The sequence below is a fragment of the Enterocloster bolteae genome, assembly GCF_002234575.2.
Lineage (GTDB): Bacteria > Bacillota > Clostridia > Lachnospirales > Lachnospiraceae > Enterocloster > Enterocloster bolteae.
In genome coordinates this window covers 2,938,867-2,958,267 of record NZ_CP022464.2, presented here as the reverse complement: position 1 = coordinate 2,958,267, position 19,401 = coordinate 2,938,867, and the positions used below count along the sequence as shown (strand labels likewise).

Here is a 19,401-nt window from a genome sequence, read left to right as displayed (position 1 = left end):
TCTCATGCATATACCGCAGAACACATCTGTATCCTGTAAATCTAAAACAGAACTCAGATATAGAACAAATCGTTTTATTCGAGCTATATAGTTGAAACAAAATGTGTCATATCGTATTCCGCATCCATCTTGCCCATATTAAAACAAATCGGCATAAATCACATAAAATAACATAAATCCATCATGTTTTCTGAAAATAGTTTGGTTTTGCAAATCTGGCATGAAATTTGCTTTATTATATTACATAAAACTGGCAGTTTTTTGTATATTTCATCTCTGCAAAGAAAACAAAAGAAAGGAATTATTGGGTGAAAAAATGGTTATGGTTTTAATTGTGGTTTTAGGAATTGCTTTCCTGCTGCTTCTGGTATTAAAGTGCAAACTCCATGCGTTTATCGCGCTCTTAATCGCTTCCATCGCGGTGGGTGTGGCAGCCGGAATGCCATTAACAGACATTACGGCAAGTATTCAAAACGGTATGGGAGGTACTCTCGGCACAGTGGCCATCATAGTGGGACTGGGAGCCGTGTTCGGCCAGATGCTGGAGGCATCCGGCGGCGCTCAGGCCCTGGCTAAAAGCATGATCCGTTTCTTCGGTGAGAAGCATGCCCCGCTTGCTTTTGCTGTCACTGGATTCATTATTGCGATCCCTGTTTTTTTCGATGTTGGGTTCATTATCCTGCTGCCTCTGATTTATGCAGTGGCATACAAAACAAAACGCTCCGTCGCAACATTTGCATTTCCCCTGATTATTTCTTTATGTCTGACCAATGCATTTGTGCCTCCCACACCGGGTCCGGTAGCAACATGCAGCGCATTAGACGCAAATGTAGGGTGGGTCATCTTTTTTGGAATCATTATTTCCATTCCCCTTACACTGGTGGGTTATCTTTATTCAATTAAATACATTGATAAGCACCTTTTTATCCCTGTGCCGGATTACATGATTCCCGAAGAGTCAAACGATGAAAACCTGCCTTCTTTTTCCAGTGTAATCCTTATCATTGCAGTTCCCATCCTCCTAATCCTGGTCAATACAGGCGTGGATGCCCTGGTCAATGAGGGAATCCTGGCAGACAGTTTCTTTACACAGGCCGCAAAATTCTTAGGTACATCCTACATTGCTTTGCTGATAGCTGTATTGCTTTCATTTTACATTCTCGGCAAGCGCAGAGGCTTTCACAAAGAAGATCTGTACGAAATATCCTCTAAAGCATTCCTGCCCGTGGGTTTGATCATTCTGGTAACCGGAGCCGGAGGTGTGTTTAAGCAGATACTTTTGGACAGCGGCGTAGGAGATGTTATAGCACAATCCGTGGAGACCATCGGCCTTCCACCTATTATTTTGGGGTATCTGGTTGCTGTATTTATAAGAGTCAGCCAGGGCAGCGGCATGGTAGCCATGATAACAGCCGCCGGTATTGTCAGCCCTTTGCTCGCTATTTCCCCTGTATCGGAAATGCAGAGAGCCCTGGTTGTATTGGCGATTGCCGCTGGTTCAGTGGCTGCTTCCCATGTAAACGACAGCGGCTTCTGGCTGGTCTGCAAATATCTGAACATGACGGAAGGCCAAACGCTGAAAACATGGACGTTCATCACCGCATTCCTCTCTCTCTGTTCCCTGGTTCTGGTAATCCTGCTCAGCTTAATAGTACCGTAAAAAACTCATGTCCGCTTTTCTATGACAAAAAATCCCCTGCTGCAGATTGTGGTAAATCTGCCGCAGGGGACTTCCCATTCCATGGCCCCAATACAGCACAACCCTCTAACCCAGCCGTGCTCCATTTGGGCAATGCCCTTGTTTATTCATCCCATGATGACTGTACAAAAAGTATGCCCAAAGAAGCTGGTTGTGCCTTGGCGTAGAGGTATTTTTCAAAAAAGTGTTGCTTCTTGTTTCTCTGGATAGTGGAAACAAAAAAATCTGGAATAGGGTGTTTACTCTTGCCATTCCAGATTTTGTTCTTTTCACTATGTATAGATATTAACCTTTTAATATTGCATCTTGAATAATTCGAATGAGATACTCATATTCGGAATACATTCCATCAGATGCTTTAACTAGTGCATCTCTCACATATTCCGAGTTGTCTTTTAATAATGCTTTATTCATACGAAAACCATGTTTTTCAGAAAACTGTGTAGCAAATGTGATGATAGTACGAGTATTACCCTCTCTGAAAGGATGTATTTGCCATATTTTTGCAATCAATTTAGAGAACAACTCCGCTGTTTCAGAGATATCTAACACTTCCCACTTAACTTGATTCAGCTCCTTTAGTGCTGCTTCCATTTCGGGTTCGATGCTATTTGTGTCCGCATATCTGACAGTATCACCGCCTAATACCCTTTCACCTTTTACAATATTGATACCTCGTTCTTTTCCTGCCCACTCATATAAATCCCCAAAAATATATGTATGAATGTCCTTAATACGCTGATAATCAAACGCATCGCCACAAATCTTATCATCGATGTCAAGCAACTTTACATATGTAATATTGCTTTCTGCTTCCTCCAACAATTTTTCATCTTTGATATTCAGCAAATTTCTTAATACAGGGACATCATCATATAAATAAAAGTCCTTCATTTCTCCACCGCCTTAATTATTGCAATGTTTTGCCTGCTCCTGATAATAAGCAATGGTTTCCTTTAAGATTTCAGAAATTTCTTTTTTCCCATCAATATATTCTTGTACCAAATTCATGGTTCTTTCTGTTGGAGCATCTGCATCCAATGTCGCAATCGCCAAAGCGTCATTCACAATTTTTTCACGACCAACTTTTGTTGTTTCTTTGATAGAATATTTCTTTTCGATTGTATATGCCATAAATACACTTCCCTTCTATCTGTTTCTATTATTTTATCACATATCCACGCAAAAAATCAAAAAAAACGAAAACCTTTTGCATAATGTCCTTAACGAAATTGATGTAACGAAAAGACCGCACAGTAAAAACAGTACGGTCATGAAATTTAACCTTTATTCAACTGTGCCTGCAAAGCAGTAAAACTGTCCAACGCACTTTGTAAATTTTCAATGATATCATTGGCTAGCTCATCTGGAGATGGAAGATTATCAAGATCTGCTAATGACTTATCTTTAATCCAGAAAATATCCAAACTTGTCTTATCTCTTTCCATAATTTCTTCTATTGAAAACTTACGAAAACGACCATCTGGATTATCTGCCGAATAGGTTTCTGTACGTTCATATCTGTTTTCTGGATGATAACAACAAACGAAATCTTCCAGATCAGCATCAGTCATTGGATGCTGTTTGAGGGTAAAATGGATGTTTGTACGTAAATCATAAATCCATACCTCTTTTGTCTGACGCTGCGCACTAGCAGGACGTTTATCAAAAAACAAAACATTCGCTTTTACACCAGGTTTATAAAAAATACCAGTAGGCAATCGAAGAATGGTATGCAAATCCGTTGTTTCCAGCAGTTTTTTCCGAACGACTTCCCCTGCACCGCCTTCAAACAGAACATTATCCGGCACAACAACTGCCGCTTTCCCTGTCGCTTTAAGAATTGTATTAATGTGCTGCACGAAATTAAGCTGTTTATTCGAGCTGGTTGTCCAAAAATCCTGTCGATTATAAACGAGATCTTCGTCTTCCTGTTCCCCTTCTTCATTTGTAAAGGTGATAGAGGACTTTTTGCCGAACGGCGGATTGGTCATCACATAGTCTACACGATATCCTGGATCTGTCAGCAACGCATCGCCCAACGTAATCGGAACATTTCCATAAATATCACCAATATTGTGTAAATACAGGTTCATTAGCGCCGTTTTATATGTTGCCGGAACAATTTCATTTCCGTAAAAAGTTTCATTTTTCAAAAATCCCTTCTGCTCCCTATCTAACGCATAATTGTTCGGATCAGCAAGGAAAGACTGAGCTGCAAGGAAAAATCCACCGCTTCCGCAGCAGGGATCAGCAATGGTTTTCATCGGCTCTGGACGCAGACAACGCACCATAGCACGAATCAGCGGACGAGGTGTAAAGTATTGTCCTGCTCCGCTTTTGATATCTTCTGCATTCTTCTGCAATAAGCCTTCGTAAATTTCGCCTTTTACATCGGAGGACATTGCTACCCACTTTTCATTATTGATCATCTGTACTACACGGTACAGAATCGCCGCATTGCTGATTTTGTTAACAGCGCCCTTGAATATCTGTCCTAAAATGCCAGCTTGTTCTCCCAGTTTTTCCAGTGTGGCTTTATATTGGTCTTCCAACTCTGCGCCTTTTAATGTATTCATATCTGACCAAGTATAGCCAGAGGGAATCCCTGTATCCCGTTTGTAAGGTGGTTTTGCATATTCATCCGACATTTTCAGAAAAATTAGGTATGTAAGCTGTTCAAGATAATCGCCGTAAGATACGCCATCATCCCGAAGCGGATTACACATTCCCCAGACTTTTGAGATTATAGTTGTTGTTTGTTCTAACATGTTTCTACTCCTTATTGATCACTATGGGAGATTGTACTATATAATTTTCCAAAACCATAGGTGCTGTATTTTTCGATTCGAAATGAAACTCAATTCTTTGATTGTACTCATTCTCTAACAAATCCTTGAAATGAAGTTGAAACGCACATTTTACAGAATTGCGTTGCTCTTTGGGTAATGCAAATTCTATTCTGATATTTGAATTACCACTTGGCATCAAACCTCCAATTGGAAATGGTCCTCGATCGTACTTTTTCGAAAAATCATCCCATTCATAAGTGTATATTATATCTTTGACTGTGCCTCGCCCAATATTTTGAACATTAAAACAGCATACATATGTCCCACCGTCAATATCTTTATCACATAATACCAATTTTAATTTATACTCATTTTGTGAAGAAGAAATTTGTTGAAATTGTAAATACGGTAAAAATTCTAACCGCTTTGTTTCTTCAAATTGAGTTTTTGATACCTCTAACTGCTCACGAGTAGCTTTTGCAGATTTAATATTTGCCTGACAAATGGCAATTGTTGCAACCACATATACAACTGTTATTAAAAAGGTCATTGCACCACTATTCTTATTTAACCAATCAATAATCTGCATCACACTAACCTTCCTTCAAACGCTTGTTTTAGAATACTTTGACGCATGGCTTCTGCCTGTTGCAAAGATTGCTCAATCATTTTTTCAATTTGGTTGCAGACGGATAGTTGGGACTCAATTTTTAGTACAACAGTATTTTGTTTAGAAATACTTATAATTGGAACAGGAACTTTTAGTAGGGATTGCCCTGTTAAATGCTTTATTCCTGTTCCAGTGAAATATTTTTCTAATTCTCCTGTTTGTGATATAAACCACAAATAATACATATAAAGCTTGGGATTTTCACCATTTTTAAAACGAACTCTATGTAGTGCTTTCTGATAAAAAATACTATCATTTCGATCCCAAACAGCACATCTCCCAGGTTCTCCACCCTCGCAAATTATAAGATCTCCATATTTAATACTATATTTTTCAATTTCTTTTGTCTCAATACGCATTTTTAGCAAATCAGATAAATCAAACGAAAACCATCGGACATTAATATTACGAATATATTGTTCTGGCAGACCTACATTTTTTTCTTTATCAAGCATCTTACCCAGACGTGAAGTCATAATACTCCCAAATGGCTCAAATGTATCAGCACAGGAAAACGCCTCTTTCAGCACCGCCTGACGGTAGACTGCAAGCTGCTGCTTCGTGGTTTTCAGCGTTTCAACTGCCTTATCCAGTTCGGAGAACAACTCCTCAATCCTTGCGACAATCCTCTCTTGCTCTGGTAGTGAAGGAATAATTAACTTGGATTGTTTTAATATTTGAGCATTTAAATGCGGTGTACCCGTTCCTTTTTTTTGAGTATTTAATAGTGTATATTTACTTTGAATAAAGTACCTTAGATATTCTCTCGTTAAACCGTCTGCACTAATTTTGGAGAGCGTAGACCCTACTACTCCTTTGATGGCTCGTCCAGTAAGACCAGATCGAGAGCCATCGCATACGATAAGTAAATCACCATCATCACAAAGCACGCACTTTTCTGGAGAAGCATAACTATCAATAATTCCCTTTTCAAAAGCCTTTATGTCTACATATGGTAAAAAACCATCTTCTATTTCCTTACTTTGTTTTTGGGGCTTTTTACCTTTTTCCATATGTAGAATTGTTCCGAGTTCAACTTGATTCATTCACATTTTCTCCTTAATTAAATTATGCTTCTTTTAGTTCAATATCTGCCCATTGATAGTTTCTCATTATTGCGTATCTATCTTTTAGAGGAGAAACTAAAGATTCATCAATATTGGATTTTAGTTGTCTATAATCACTTTCACTTATTGAAAATGTAAAAGAATATTTAACAGACTCATTTTTATAAAATGTTTCTATTTCTATCCTATACTGACCTATATTCCAAAAGAACTCCTTTTCAATAATTGATTTAGCCTTTTTGTATTCTTCTAAAGATTGATATTCGCTTAATGCCTCTGCATAATCTGCATAATCTTTGCGTATTCGTACTATATTTTCAAATAAAGGTTTAGTTTCCTGCATAAAAGTTTTTCCAAAAGAGTCAAAAACATCTGCAAATTCTATAAAAGCACACATGATACTATCTTCCTCAATTCGAAAAGGATGTGCTGTTTCCGTTGTTTGTAGAGCATTTCCTGCTATATTTTGGTAAACTGGAGATCTGAAACTCGACCATAACAAATTTAATTTTGCATCATCCTTTTGTCGATTGATCTGAACAGTAACTTTTTTAACCGAAATAGGTTTATTTATTGCTTCATATACACCATCAATTTGCAAATATGAACCACTTTGATTGAATAAAAGTTTTGCTTTACCATTTGAAATATAATTAAGTTTTGCTTTTTTAAACCACTTTTTCCAAATCGCCTGTACTATAGGAATAATGATTGCAATAGCAGCCAATATAACTGCCAGTAATTCATAAAAAGTCATTGGAGTATCAAAATCAATTGCCATAGTATTTCTCCTTTATGCTACCAATTCCATATTTCATTTCCTCTAAAATTTCTTTATACTGTTCTCCAAATGCTTCACAAAAGCCAAACAATCCACCTTTTCTATCAAATGGTGTCAGGTCCAAATCCTCCGGCAGAATGCTCAAAGAACTTGCAATATGGTCTTTAATCAACCGCAACCTCTCCATCTGTTCCCCAGAAAAATATACTACGCCTGCGGTTTTGTTTAAGCGTCCACTGAGTGAATTCTGTTATCATAGCAACAGGATAAAGGTTGATGTTTTTATCTAGTCCAATTACTTGTATCCATTATTTTAAACTTGCAAAAAGGACATCGATAATCGTTTCCCCCAAAATCTTGCAATGGCAGTAACTTTTTCTTATCTGCCCAACAAGCTGCACAATATTTAATCGGTTTTTTATCCGATTTCCTGGTTATAAAAGGATCTACATGATACTCAATATCATCTTCGATATCCTTCTGGCTTTTTAATTCTTTATTTTCTGCTTTTAATTTTATGATTTCTTCTTGCATTTCAAGAGCTTGTGCGCTTAAATCTAATAATTGTCTGTATAAGTCGATGTTGTCAACTTTTTGTGCCATATTAAGTACATCTTTAAAAGCATCATAAAACCCCATACTTTTACTCCTTTACGCCACCAATTCTATATTCATTTCCTCTAAAATTTCTTCATACTGTTCTCCAAATGCTTCGTAGAAGCCAAGCAGTCCACCTTTTTTATCAAATGGTGTCAGATCCAAATCCTCCGGCAGAATACTCAAAGAACTTGCAATATGGTCTTTAATCAACCTCAACCATTCCATCTGTACCTCGGTAAAATGTACTGCACCTGCGTTTCGTCTGAGCGTCCACTTCATAAAGTTGTAATTCACCTTATCAGCAAATGGAGAAAGCTGATCCGTATACCCCATCTCAAAGCGAATGATAGAAATAAGGTCAGTAAGCTGTGCCATTACACCTTTTTTTACTTTATCTGGCTTCTTAATGGCATAGCAATCCCACAGACGTTCCACGGTGATACCTTTTGACTTGAGTTTTGCGTATAATGCTTTCAGTTGTTCTACCGCCATCGCACGGTTTGCATAGGATTCGCTGTAAATGATACGCAAAGCAATGATTTCATCCCTGTTTTCTTCAATAAAAGTACGGAATGTCTGTATCACACGGTCAGCAGTTTCCTCTTTCTGCACATCATATCCGGCAAACAAAACCGAATCCAGATTTACATTATCAATAATCTGGTCATGACTCCGGCGGACATTTTCAATAAAATCACGTGTATCAGGATTCATAAATGGTGCTACTGCCTGCGCAATTAAATCTTTTTGTGCTTGTTTCAGTGCTTCATCCGATGGTGTTTCGGTTTTTGTATCTGCCTTAGCCTTTTCTGTAATCACATCTTCGTCAAAGGCATTGAGCAGATTTTCTGCAACTTTTTCCGCACTTTCTCCCACTACTTCTTTAAACTGCTTCCGTTCAGAATTGTTCATCTGGCTATTTAAACGTATGATACGGTTTGCCAATGAGGTAAGTGTATCATCGTCTTTAGAACCCAGTGCTACATTCATCATCAATTCTTTCATGGAAACATAAGGTTGCCTTTCCAGTGGACGGGTGTCACACTTTTTGGACTTGGTAACACCCACTGCATCTACAATCACAAAATGATCTTTGTTCTCCGTTGCAGAAGGCGTGACCTTTTGCAGATCATCTTTTCCCAGTGTACGAGTGCCACGCCCTTTCATTTGTTCAAAATAATTTTTACTGCGAACATCACGCATAAAAATCAGGCATTCAATGGGTTTTACATCAGTACCAGTAGCAATCATATCAACTGTGACAGCAATTCTAGGATTATAGTCATTTCGAAAAGAACTAAGTACAGATTCTGGATTTTCTGCAGAATATGTAATTTTACGGCAAAAATCATTTCCTTCTCCGAATTCGTCCCGCACCATCTGGACAATATCATCCGCATGGCTGTCCGTCTTTGCAAAAATAAGGGTTTTCGGTACTTCTTTTCTTCGTGGAAATAACGTCGTAAATAAATTTTCTTTGAAAGTACGAATCACAGTCCTAATTTGACTAGGATTGACGATATCTCTGTCAAGCTGCGGCGGAACATAATCAACATCTTCGTCCATCTGCATCCAGCGTTTTTCACGTGACAGACGGTTACGATGTTCAATCACCTGCTTCATCAGATGTGCCCCGTTTTTTGTGATTTCAGTTTCAATCAGAAAAATATCTTCACCTACATTGACACCGTCTATAATCGCCTGTTCACGGGGATATTCGCTGACGATATTTTCATCAAAAAAGGCAAAAGTTCTCTTATCTGGTGTAGCAGTCAGCCCAATGATAAAAGAATCAAAATAGGAAAGCACCTGACTCCACACATTATAAATAGAGCGATGACATTCGTCCACAATAATACAATCAAAAAATTCTGGAGGATATTTTGCATTATATACCACTTCTTTTGGCGCCTTGGTATTGGCAGTTGCATATTCTGCAAAGGATGTTTCCTCAGCAGATTCATCCAATTCTTCACCTTTGAGGATAGAATACATTCTTTGAATCGTGCTGATGCAAATCTGAACATCAGAAGGAATATAAGAAGATTTCAATCGACGTACTCCATAAAGCTGAGAAAAAGAGCGGGGATCATCATTTGGTGTATAAGCAAGAAATTCACGCTCTGCTTGTTCTCCAAGACTTTTGGTATCCACCAAAAATAAAATACGATTCATCTTACCGTATTTCAACAAACGATATGCTGCTGTAATCGCCGTAAATGTTTTGCCTGCACCAGTTGCCATTTGTACCAACGCTTTCGGACGATTATTGGCAAAAGAATTATCCAAATTTTGAATGGCGTTAATCTGGCATTTTCGAAATCCGGTTTCATCAAGCGGAGGAAAATGCTTCATATTGTTCCGGATCGTATCCTGACTTGCAAGCAATAACTCCAAGGTTTCTGGTCTGTGAAATGAAAAGACTGTACGGGAACGGAACTTGATATCTTTATAATCCGTAAATCGGATTAGCTTGTCCGTCGCTTCATAGGCAAATCGAATGGAATATTCCGTTTTTATCCACTTAAAGGTACTATTCGCATAACGTGCAGACTGTTCTTCTACAGTGGTGATATTCTCGCCTGCATTGCTCGGTTTTGCTTCAATAACACCAACCGGTTTTCCATTCACAAAAAGCGCATAATCGACCGGACCAGTATTTGTTGGAAACTCACGCACAGCAATGCCAAGGGAAGCCATTGGATTTAATTGCTTCAAATCTTGTACCGTCCAGCCGGATTGTTCTAATTTTTTATCGATCGATAGTCTTGCTTTCTGTTCAGGTGTCATTGTTTATTCACCTCTTCATGTTCATCGGGTATAAACTCTAAAATATCATCTACGCCACAGCACATTGCTCGACATATACTTTCTACACTTTCTAAGGAAATATAGCTGCCCCTTTTCATACGAGTAATGATATTTGCCGAAAAACCTGCCTGTTCCATTAACTGAGCATTGCTCATATCTCTTTCAATCATCATATGAAAAAGTTTTTTATAACTGACAGCCATATTATTTCCTCCATACACAGATATACATTTAAATTGTATTATATCACGAAAGCGTGAAAATATCAATTTAGACAAAATATTGGGGATAAAACAAGTATCAGAAATTTTACCGATACTTGTTTTAATACAATTCAGTTTTTGACCCTTGATAACATGATGCCTTTTTGGAATGTGTTTCAATGTTAAAAGTGACGATCAGCTTTTTACTCCATTCTTATTCGTTTAATATTCCGGAAGCATCTCCTCAACTGTAATTCCAGATTTGAATACTACCTCTACCTTTCTTGCATTCACTACATTGATGTTCTCAATCAGCTGTCTTACCAGCTTATCATTGTACTCTGTCAGTATGCAGTTTGTTTTGTCCAGAAAATTCTCGATATCTTCCATTTTCCTGCCTTTCTCGCCTCTACTGGCTGCTTTGATCTGCTTCATTTCCAATGCTTCTATCTGTGCTGTGATCGCCTGACAGTGTTCCTCAAAGGCAGTTTTATCGCCGTTCTGCTTGGCTTGCTGCTGTATCAGTTCTGCCATTTCTTTCTGCAGCTTTTTCTTTTCTCTGGCATATTCCGAATCCTCTGTGCCATGGGTCAGTGCTGTGACTACATTTTTTCTGAATGTCTGGACGAAGTCACCTTTGTTTTCAAGAACCTGATTTATGGCATGTAATACTGCTCTATGTAATACATTTTCCTCTATGGTTGGGGAATCTTTGCAGTATCTTGTCCCATTTCTCAGTCTGTTTTCACATCTCCATACAGCTTTCTTTTCCCCGTACTTCGACCAGATTTGTCTGCGGTACTCACAGCCGCATTCCTTACAGACCGTGATCTTGGATAAGGCGTATTTTCCTGTATGTTTACCCTTTGATTCTGTTTCCTTTTTGCTTGATTTCTTATATATATTTGCTCGTTGGCGCAGCTCTTCCTGGACTTTATAGAACACTTCCCTTGGTATGATCGCTTCATGAGCATTTTCCACATAATACTTTTGAAGCTCCCCTTGATTCTCTTTTCGTGTTTTGGTCAGATAATCTGTTGTGAAGGTCTTTTGTGCCATGGCATCACCAATATACTTTTCATTTATTAGGATGGTACGAATTGAATTCACGTTCCATTCTATATTTCCCCTGATAGTTTTGATACCTTTTTCTTTCAGTAATCGGGCAATACTGTTTAGGCTTTCCCCCTCCAGATATTTTCCGTAAATCAATCGTACCACTTCTGCTTCTTCTGGAATGATATACAGCTGTCCATCTGTGCCTTTGCCATATCCAAACATTCTTCTGACCAGCATCTCTCCTTTTTCATATTTTCGCTTTAAGCCCCATTTCACATTTTCGCTGATATTTCGGCTTTCTTCCTGTGCCTGGCTGCTGAGTATGGTGATCAGAAGTTCTCCTGTGGATTCCAGTGTATTGATATGCTCTTTCTCGAAGTAGATAGCGATATTTCGTTCTTTCAGCTTTCGGATACAGGACAGACAGTCAACTGTATTTCTGGCAAATCGGCTAATGGATTTTGTCAGAATCAGGTCGATATCTCCATCTTTTTGCAAGCATCTTTCCATCATGGCATTGAAGTTATCCCTTTTCTTCATATCTGTTCCGGAGATACCATCATCTGCATATATCCCTGCCAAATTCCAACTGGGGTTTTCTGTAATCAGTTTTGTGAAGTATGCCACCTGTGCCTCATAGCTGGTTTCCTGGTCTTCCTGTGCTGTACTGACTCTGCAGTAGGCGGCAACATTGATTTTTTTTACTTTCTTTTTCTTTTCTGTATTCATATTAGCTTTGGGCGGAATTATTTTGATTTTTCGATCAGTCGCTGTGCTATTCATAATATACTTCCTTTCTTTTTATGCTGTATTTTTCTTCCATACTCTTCACACCGTTTTATGGCAGCATTTCTGTTACATTCACTCCGTTTTTCAGTGTGAACATCACTCTGCCATCTTTGTATATAGTAATTGTTTGGGTTATTGATTCGAACAAGTCTTTGTCGAATGTTTTTTCTTCTGTCTGCTCTTTATGCTGCTGAAGCAAATCTACTATTTTATTTGTATAGTATTCTGCTCCGCCATCATCGGAGTCTTCATACTGTAACGATGCTCTTTTATATATCAGCTCCAGCAATTCGTCTATGTTATGACTGCTGTCGTTTTTCAGAAGCTTTATTTCATGCTCTACTGCCTGTAAACGAATATTTCTTTTGAATTTATGTATCGTAATTTTTCTAATCTTTTCCGGATGGTTTTTCATTTTAGTTACTGCCTGCATAAATAATTCTTTGATTTGGGCTTCCTGTATATGCTGATTTCTGCAGTGTACCCTGCCTTTTACAATTCGTTTACTGCAATCCCATATCTGTTTATCTCCATGCTTGTAGCAGTGATATTCACTGCCGCATTCTCCGCATTTCATTTTATCACCCAGAAGGAAGTATTCTTTATAATAGATATAGGACTGTTCCTTGCCTATTGCTTTGCGTCTTTCCTTTTTCATTTGCTGTACCGCTTCAAATAATTCCGGTTCTATAATCTTTGGGAAGTTCTCATCCCCCATATACCTTTTGTCACTGAGCATATCATTGAGCTTTACTCGATTGATTTCCAGTCCCTCGATATGGTCTTTTAGCCTTGATACTGAAATGCCGCTGTTATATACATTGAATATCTCCTGCACAAATCTACTTTGTTCCTTATCTGCCTGCAATATGCCATTTTTAAATTGATAGCCGTATACTGTTACTTTTCTTCCCATATTTATTTCCTTCTTTCTGTTAGCTTTAATCCGTTTGTCAGTTCAAATACTAACTCGTTGGGATTTACAATAATCTTTTTTACGATTGCTTGGAATAATGTCTTGTCATATACTTCCAGATATTGCGGTCCTTTTTTGAACTGCTTAATCAGTTCCTTTGTCTGTATCAATTCTTTTCTCTGTCTGGATTTCTGAAGATATTGCTCCTTTTCTCTCTGATACTCTTTTAGGTTTTTGCTAATCATGTTTTGCTGTTCCATATAAAAAGCAGAGTCGATCATCTCTCCACTTGCCAAGTGGTTGAGAATCTCTCTCTGCTTTTTCTGCTCTTGTATTCGTTTGTCTAATTGTTCCAACTGCTTCTGTATCATAGGTGTTGCTTTTAAATGCTCCAGCTCCTTCATCAGTGCTACCAGTATCTCATCACAGTGATTTGACAGCTTGTTCCACATGGTTATAAATAATTGCTCCAACTGGCTTTCCTTGATAATATCATTTTCGCATAAGTCTTTTGTTTGTATGCGTCTGGCACAGCTCCAAGTGATATTGCTTTTGCCTGTCCTGCCTTTTTTCACTTGACGATTGTATGAAGAACCGCAGATACCACAGATGACTTTTCCTTTAAACTCTGAATGTTCTTCCAGCTGTTCTTCTTTACCTGCTTTTTTTACTTTTGCCTTTTGTTTCAGCATTCGCTGAACGGCTTCATACTCCTCATGTGTTACGATTGGTTCATGATCATTCTCAATAAGCACCTGACGGTATTCCCCATTATTTTTTCTTCTTACGAATGGTACAATGTCCTCACTGTATGTTTTCTGAAGAAGCAAGTCACCTGTGTAGACGCTGTTTTTCAGAATGATATAAATGGCGCCGCCTAACCAAGCTGCCTTTCCTGTTTTTGTTGGTATCTTCTGCTCGTTCAGGCTTTTGGCAATCCGCCATATTCCATTTCCCTCCAGATATTCGTCGAATATAAATCTCACGACAGCTGCTTGCTTCTGATCCAGCTCAAGCAATCCGTTTGCATTTGTACAGTAGCCATATGCCGGATTAGGCAGTATGTAGGTACCATTCAGAAATCTTTTTTGTATGCTCCATTTCTGGTTTGAGGAAATGCTTTCTGATTCTGCCTGTGCTACAGAGGAATAAATGGAAAGCAGCAATTCGCTTTTTTCCGGGAGTGTATGGATTCTTTCTTTTTCAAAGTACACATCAATGTGCATTTCTTTCAGCTTTCTCACTACCTGTATACATTCCACTGTGTTTCTGGCGAATCTTGATATAGATTTCGTGCAGATGATGTCAATCTCTCCTGCTTCACAGTCTTCCAGCATACGCATAAAATCCGTTCTGCCTTTTTCTTTGGTTCCACTTTTACCATAGTCCGCATAGATGCCTACGAAATTCCAGTCGGCTTTGCTACGAATCATATTTTCATAATACTCCAGCTGGGATTCATAAGAGCCTTTCTGGTGTGGAATATTGGTGCTGACTCTGCAGTAGGCACAGACGTTTTTCATCATCGGTTCTTCATTTATGTCTGTTGTTTTTGCTGTATCATTCATGTTTATGCCTCCTTTTTTCAAGCAAAGGATACCTGCTTTTCAGTGACACATCTACTATTTTTTTCATAAAGTTTGGCTTCTGCCGGCTGGAAGGTTTGCAGGTTCAAACTGTTCATCCGATTGTATTCTTCTTCGGTAATCAGGTTTCGAAAGAGCATTCTTGTCAATAACTCCTTGGAAAGCTGGTATCTGATTTCATTTTGCATCTGATCTTTTGACATATAATTCCCCCCCTTAATGACTATTTTCCTATTTATGACCTTTCATCAAAGAGCCACTCTTTCTCTGATGAAAAGTCACAAATGTGTGCCGCTTAATAGCGGCACACTGTTCTGACTTAAATTTGCCGTATTTGACACTACTTCCCCGGCATTGGGCAGCAATATAAACTGTGCTTGGCTACACACATAGGCTTTTCACCTCCCCCGTCATGCGGGCTGCCGTCCTTGCGATGTCTGGGACTCGGCAGAAGTATCATTGTGGCTCTGCTCCGGTCATGGCATTTGATCCTGCCAAAAGATCATACCCATACAGCATAAATCGCTCGGATTATGTATTACAGACCAACGAACCTCGCTCAAGAATATTTTTATTTCACGTTCTGTTGTAACGAATCGTCATGGCGCACTGCATGGTACTGCTTGTCCCTTTTGGGCAGAACAGAGTAACGTATTTATATTGCTGGATATTTGGTTTTCAAAGAACACAGAAAGGTGAAAATAAAAAACCCTTCATATATCAGGTCACTACGAAAGGTTTTGATGCAAAAAACTTTTAAATTTTCAAAACTTTGTCATTTTATATAATTTAACATTGTATTTTCGGCTATTTTTTATATAAAATTTAGTTGAAATCAATCTATATTTTGATATTTACTCCATTAATTTTTTTATGGAATTTAAAATTTTTCTTTTTCTTCTATTCACTGTATGTTTTGGAATTCCTAAAATAGCTGATATTTCATGTTCTGAATATTCTAAGAAATAGTTGAGTGATATAATATTATCTGGATCTATTTCTTTCAGAATTTCTTTTATCTTATGCATTGTAGCTCTATGTATTGCTTCTTCTTCAGCATTGGAATTCATATCAGGAACAAAGTCATAAACATCATTATTTTCTTCATTCATCGCATCAAAGCTCAGAATATTATTTCTTCTTCTTTTTCTTTGCTGATTTTTTTCATATAATTGATCTTTATATAACTCCAGATATACTTCCTGATTTACTTCTACTTGTTTGTTTCCAATCTGAACAAAATATTGTTTTTTATCTTCTTTACACATACTCATTCCTCCGATTCAAATTTGTTTTGAGTGGCAAATTTAAATCAGAGGCTGGCGGTGATCGGCACCTGTTTACACAACAAAAAAAGCAAACCTCGGTTTGAGATTCGCTTTTTAAAATAAATATGAAATTTTTCACATAAAAATAATGTGCTTGAAAATAAGTTTTATCATAAGCATTGAGATGAAAACAAACGAATGGTTTCTTATTAGATGAACATTTGCAATTTTTGTTTTTCCTTCGATTACAATATTGGATCAAATTTTTCATTTTATATGAAATTACATTTTTTATCGTATTTCATGAAGTTTTATATGATTTCTATTGAAATCAACATGGATATCATAGCGAAATATATCGAAAATTCTTGTATAATGGTGTCGGAAAAACCTGAAAATTTCTCGATAAAATATTACATTTTTCTTGTTTTTTCGCATAAAAACCTGCTAACAAAAGTCAATACCTTTTCGCAAGCTTTTTAATGATTTTCAACTAAATAAAATTTTCACGACGATTAGACCGGATCAAAATCCGGTCTGTTATTTTCTTTGTTTTATTTTTCTTTAGATAAACAGTAGATTCACAATTATTAAACTTTACCAAAACATCATTTTCAAGTATACAAATCAAAACAATTAAAGGAATATATTGGACAAAACATATTGATAACACAAAAAAGTGCAACAACAGTACAATACAATATGATGCAAACTAAAGTCATGTTAATGAAACTGTAGTGACATTAATGTAAGCCCCTTCTTTCCATTTGACTTTATTATTAAATATGATTATACTGTTTCTAACGGACATATAATATGGAGGTATTTATTTATGAAGGAATTACCACAGATTTCTGAAGCCGAATTCGAAGTTATTAAAATTGTATGGAAATATGCACCTATTAATACAAACGAAGTAACAGAAAAACTATTAGAAATAACAAACTGGAGTCCTCAAACTATTCATACAATGCTAAAACGACTTGTGACCAAAAAAGTACTTACATATGAAAAACAAAGTCGAGTATTTGTATATTCTCCTCTAATAAACGAATCAGAATATATTCAACAAAAAAGTCATTCTTTTTTAAATCGTTATTATAATGGTAAAATAACAGCTATGATATCCTCTTATCTCGAAGATGATACATTACCTACAACAGAAATAGAGGAACTCCGTTCCATTCTCACAAAAATGTCACAAAAAGGAGGAAAGTAATATGAGTGATTTTATGATACGCTTTCTCATTTGTAATTTATGGATTAGCTGTATCATTGGAATCCTTTTAGTAGTTAAAAAATTATTCAAAAAAATTTTAACTAGCCGTATGCAATATAATTTATGGTTCTTATTATTTATATTGTTGTTAATCCCTTTTGTACCATTAAAGCCAACAAAATTTTTTTCCATATTTGCGTTATTTAGTAACATTCCACAATCAGGATTACCAAATAATGATATTGTATCACATACAACCAATGAAACAATTTTTGAAAATAATATGAATTGGATGAATGACTTTACACTTTCTATCACTCAAGATACATCATCAATATTTGGATTGATTTTAGGAGCTGTTTGGATTGTAGGTGTACTAACAATGATTATTTTGGTTACAAAATCAGTTTTACACTTACATATGTTAAAAAAATCCGCTCTATCTTTGCAAAATGTTGAAGTACGAAAAATTTATTATAGTTGTTTAGATGAGATGAATTTAAAAAAGGATATCCCCATTTACAGTACTGCTTTTTTAAAATCTCCCATCATCGTTGGTATTTGTAAACCATGCATTTATCTGCCGATACATTTGATTTCTGATTATAATACTTCTGATTTACGATATATGTTGCTACATGAGTTACAACATTACAAATATAGGGATAATATTACTAACTATTTTATGATTCTTATTAGAATTATTTATTGGTTTAATCCTATTGTATTTGTTGCGCTAAAAGAAATGTGTCATGATAGGGAAATTGCTTGTGATAGTTCTGTATTAAAAATGCTTGAATATAAGGACTATATTAACTATGGAAATACATTAATTAATTTTGCTGAAAAAATTTCTACGACTCCATTTCCATTTGTAGCTGGACTTGGCGGAAATATGAAGCAAATTAAACGTCGTATTCTTAACATTGCTTCTTATGAAAATCCTACCTATTGGAAACGAATAAAAGGATTGATTGCTTTTTTCATGACAGCTATTTTACTTTTTGGCTGTTCTCCTATGTTGTCCACATATGCATCGGAGGAATGCTATACTTGGGATACTTCCTCAAAAAAGATTACGCTTGTAGATCTCTCATCATATTTTGATGGGTACAAAGGAAGTTTTGTGCTTTACGATTTACAGAAAGATAATTGGAATATATACGATATAGAACAAGCAACTATACGAATATCTCCCAACTCTACTTATAAAATATATGATGCTCTATTTGCTTTAGAAGAAAATATTATTACTTCAGAAAATTCTTTTATTTCCTGTCCTCAACAGAATTATCCATTTGAATCATGGAATGAAGACCAAACTCTGTTTTCTGCAATGAATTCTTCTGTTAATTGGTATTTTCAAGCTTTGGATGCAAAGTTAGGTAAATCTAATTTGCAATCTTATATTGAACAAATTGGATATGGAAATCAAAACATAAATGGAGAACTTTCTTCATATTGGATGGAATCCTCCTTAAAAATCTCTCCTATAGAACAAGTAGAACTTTTAAAGTCATTATACTTTAATGATTTTGGATTTACGCCAGAAAACATTCAAACTACAAAAGAAAGTATCCAGCTATTTTCAGATGTTAATTGCACAATTTATGGTAAAACTGGTACTGGATGTATTGAAGAAAAAAATGTAAACGGTTGGTTTATAGGTTTCGTGGAATCTAAAAATCATACATATTTTTTTGCAACAAATATTCAAGCTATAGATAATGCAACTGGCAGTATCGCATCTGAAATTACACTTTCTATATTATCTGATATGAATATTTATAAATTATAAAAGTAACAATCATATAGATAAGAAAAAACAACATAACTCAATCAGTTTAGTTTAATACGATTCTTTAAATTGATAAAAGGATGGTACACAAAAAGATAAACTGCCCATATTGTGTGGACATCATATAAAAAACATTCTTGTTA

At 36.5% G+C, this 19,401-nt stretch carries 17 protein-coding genes and 1 pseudogene; 3 read left to right on the top strand and 15 right to left on the bottom strand.

Annotated elements, in window-relative coordinates; genetic code table 11:
* The first annotated feature begins 322 nt into the window (after positions 1–322).
* Positions 323–1,660 (top strand): GntP family permease, encoded by a 1,338-nt coding sequence (locus CGC65_RS13760; RefSeq protein ID WP_235622238.1) that lies wholly within the window; start codon positions 323–325, stop codon positions 1,658–1,660.
* A gap of 324 nt (positions 1,661–1,984) precedes the next feature.
* Here CGC65_RS13760 and CGC65_RS13755 read toward each other — a convergent pair whose 3' ends face one another.
* From CGC65_RS13755 to CGC65_RS13685, 15 genes and pseudogenes are all read right to left on the bottom strand, one after another.
* On the bottom strand, positions 1,985–2,593 hold the full coding sequence (locus CGC65_RS13755) for a Fic/DOC family protein (RefSeq protein ID WP_002567458.1): 609 nt from the start codon (positions 2,591–2,593) through the stop codon (positions 1,985–1,987).
* Positions 2,594–2,605: 12 nt separating this feature from the next.
* Positions 2,606–2,833 (bottom strand): hypothetical protein, encoded by a 228-nt coding sequence (locus CGC65_RS13750; protein WP_002567457.1) that lies wholly within the window; start codon positions 2,831–2,833, stop codon positions 2,606–2,608.
* 146 nt (positions 2,834–2,979) lie between these two features.
* Entirely contained in the window at positions 2,980–4,470 is a 1,491-nt protein-coding gene (locus tag CGC65_RS13745; RefSeq protein WP_002567456.1) for a class I SAM-dependent DNA methyltransferase, read from the bottom strand.
* A gap of 4 nt (positions 4,471–4,474) precedes the next feature.
* Entirely contained in the window at positions 4,475–5,080 is a 606-nt protein-coding gene (locus CGC65_RS13740) for a hypothetical protein (protein ID WP_002567455.1), read from the bottom strand.
* Entirely contained in the window at positions 5,080–6,207 is a 1,128-nt protein-coding gene (locus tag CGC65_RS13735; RefSeq protein ID WP_002567454.1) for a restriction endonuclease subunit S, read from the bottom strand. Before CGC65_RS13735 ends, CGC65_RS13740 begins: the two co-directional genes overlap by 1 nt.
* 22 nt (positions 6,208–6,229) lie before the next feature.
* Complete coding sequence (locus tag CGC65_RS13730; RefSeq protein WP_002567453.1) at positions 6,230–7,009, bottom strand: hypothetical protein; 780 nt, start codon at positions 7,007–7,009, stop codon at positions 6,230–6,232.
* Positions 6,999–7,202, bottom strand: a pseudogene (locus tag CGC65_RS13725) (type I restriction-modification enzyme R subunit C-terminal domain-containing protein); the annotation flags it as partial. The pseudogene CGC65_RS13725 and the gene CGC65_RS13730, both read right to left, overlap by 11 nt.
* Before the next feature lie 89 nt (positions 7,203–7,291).
* Positions 7,292–7,648 (bottom strand): MreC domain-containing protein, encoded by a 357-nt coding sequence (locus CGC65_RS13720; protein ID WP_002567452.1) that lies wholly within the window; start codon positions 7,646–7,648, stop codon positions 7,292–7,294.
* Positions 7,649–7,660: 12 nt separating this feature from the next.
* The gene (locus tag CGC65_RS13715) at positions 7,661–10,399 is read right to left on the bottom strand and encodes a type I restriction endonuclease subunit R (protein ID WP_002567451.1); all 2,739 of its coding nucleotides are present in this window, start codon (positions 10,397–10,399) and stop codon (positions 7,661–7,663) included.
* Positions 10,396–10,623: a helix-turn-helix domain-containing protein gene (locus tag CGC65_RS13710; RefSeq protein ID WP_002567450.1), complete on the bottom strand. Its 228-nt coding sequence runs from the start codon at positions 10,621–10,623 to the stop codon at positions 10,396–10,398. Before CGC65_RS13710 ends, CGC65_RS13715 begins: the two co-directional genes overlap by 4 nt.
* Before the next feature lie 222 nt (positions 10,624–10,845).
* Entirely contained in the window at positions 10,846–12,465 is a 1,620-nt protein-coding gene (locus CGC65_RS13705) for a recombinase family protein (RefSeq protein ID WP_002567449.1), read from the bottom strand.
* Between the two features lie 55 nt (positions 12,466–12,520).
* A complete protein-coding gene (locus CGC65_RS13700; RefSeq protein WP_002567448.1) occupies positions 12,521–13,387 on the bottom strand; it encodes a recombinase zinc ribbon domain-containing protein in 867 nt (288 codons plus the stop codon).
* A 2-nt stretch (positions 13,388–13,389) separates the two neighbouring features.
* Entirely contained in the window at positions 13,390–14,955 is a 1,566-nt protein-coding gene (locus tag CGC65_RS13695) for a recombinase family protein (RefSeq protein ID WP_002567447.1), read from the bottom strand.
* A gap of 17 nt (positions 14,956–14,972) precedes the next feature.
* Entirely contained in the window at positions 14,973–15,176 is a 204-nt protein-coding gene (locus CGC65_RS13690; RefSeq protein ID WP_002567446.1) for an SHOCT domain-containing protein, read from the bottom strand.
* A 651-nt stretch (positions 15,177–15,827) separates the two neighbouring features.
* On the bottom strand, positions 15,828–16,241 hold the full coding sequence (locus CGC65_RS13685) for an RNA polymerase sigma factor (RefSeq protein WP_002567445.1): 414 nt from the start codon (positions 16,239–16,241) through the stop codon (positions 15,828–15,830).
* An 832-nt stretch (positions 16,242–17,073) separates the two neighbouring features.
* On the opposite strand from CGC65_RS13685, the gene CGC65_RS13680 reads away from it, so the two are divergent.
* Positions 17,074–17,460: a BlaI/MecI/CopY family transcriptional regulator gene (locus CGC65_RS13680; RefSeq protein WP_002567444.1), complete on the top strand. Its 387-nt coding sequence runs from the start codon at positions 17,074–17,076 to the stop codon at positions 17,458–17,460.
* 1 nt (position 17,461) lies between these two features.
* Positions 17,462–19,258, top strand: a complete 1,797-nt coding sequence (locus tag CGC65_RS13675; protein ID WP_002567443.1) for a BlaR1 family beta-lactam sensor/signal transducer — start codon at positions 17,462–17,464, stop codon at positions 19,256–19,258.
* The last annotated feature ends 143 nt before the right edge of the window (positions 19,259–19,401 follow it).

Bases quoted from the DNA above. Each gene is read 5' to 3' on its own strand.
- CGC65_RS13735 (WP_002567454.1), bottom strand. From the start codon at position 6,207: ATGAATCAAGTTGAACTCGGAACAATTCTACATATGGAAAAAGGTAAA.
- CGC65_RS13755 (WP_002567458.1), bottom strand. From the start codon at position 2,593: ATGAAGGACTTTTATTTATATGATGATGTCCCTGTATTAAGAAATTTG.
- CGC65_RS13710 (WP_002567450.1), bottom strand. From the start codon at position 10,623: ATGGCTGTCAGTTATAAAAAACTTTTTCATATGATGATTGAAAGAGAT.
- CGC65_RS13690 (WP_002567446.1), bottom strand. From the start codon at position 15,176: ATGTCAAAAGATCAGATGCAAAATGAAATCAGATACCAGCTTTCCAAG.
- CGC65_RS13750 (WP_002567457.1), bottom strand. From the start codon at position 2,833: ATGGCATATACAATCGAAAAGAAATATTCTATCAAAGAAACAACAAAA.
- CGC65_RS13680 (WP_002567444.1), top strand. From the start codon at position 17,074: ATGAAGGAATTACCACAGATTTCTGAAGCCGAATTCGAAGTTATTAAA.
- CGC65_RS13745 (WP_002567456.1), bottom strand. From the start codon at position 4,470: ATGTTAGAACAAACAACAACTATAATCTCAAAAGTCTGGGGAATGTGT.
- CGC65_RS13705 (WP_002567449.1), bottom strand. From the start codon at position 12,465: ATGAATAGCACAGCGACTGATCGAAAAATCAAAATAATTCCGCCCAAA.
- CGC65_RS13685 (WP_002567445.1), bottom strand. From the start codon at position 16,241: ATGTGTAAAGAAGATAAAAAACAATATTTTGTTCAGATTGGAAACAAA.
- CGC65_RS13730 (WP_002567453.1), bottom strand. From the start codon at position 7,009: ATGGCAATTGATTTTGATACTCCAATGACTTTTTATGAATTACTGGCA.
- CGC65_RS13760 (WP_235622238.1), top strand. From the start codon at position 323: ATGGTTTTAATTGTGGTTTTAGGAATTGCTTTCCTGCTGCTTCTGGTA.
- CGC65_RS13675 (WP_002567443.1), top strand. From the start codon at position 17,462: ATGAGTGATTTTATGATACGCTTTCTCATTTGTAATTTATGGATTAGC.
- CGC65_RS13700 (WP_002567448.1), bottom strand. From the start codon at position 13,387: ATGGGAAGAAAAGTAACAGTATACGGCTATCAATTTAAAAATGGCATA.
- CGC65_RS13720 (WP_002567452.1), bottom strand. From the start codon at position 7,648: ATGGGGTTTTATGATGCTTTTAAAGATGTACTTAATATGGCACAAAAA.
- CGC65_RS13715 (WP_002567451.1), bottom strand. From the start codon at position 10,399: ATGACACCTGAACAGAAAGCAAGACTATCGATCGATAAAAAATTAGAA.
- CGC65_RS13740 (WP_002567455.1), bottom strand. From the start codon at position 5,080: ATGCAGATTATTGATTGGTTAAATAAGAATAGTGGTGCAATGACCTTT.
- CGC65_RS13695 (WP_002567447.1), bottom strand. From the start codon at position 14,955: ATGAATGATACAGCAAAAACAACAGACATAAATGAAGAACCGATGATG.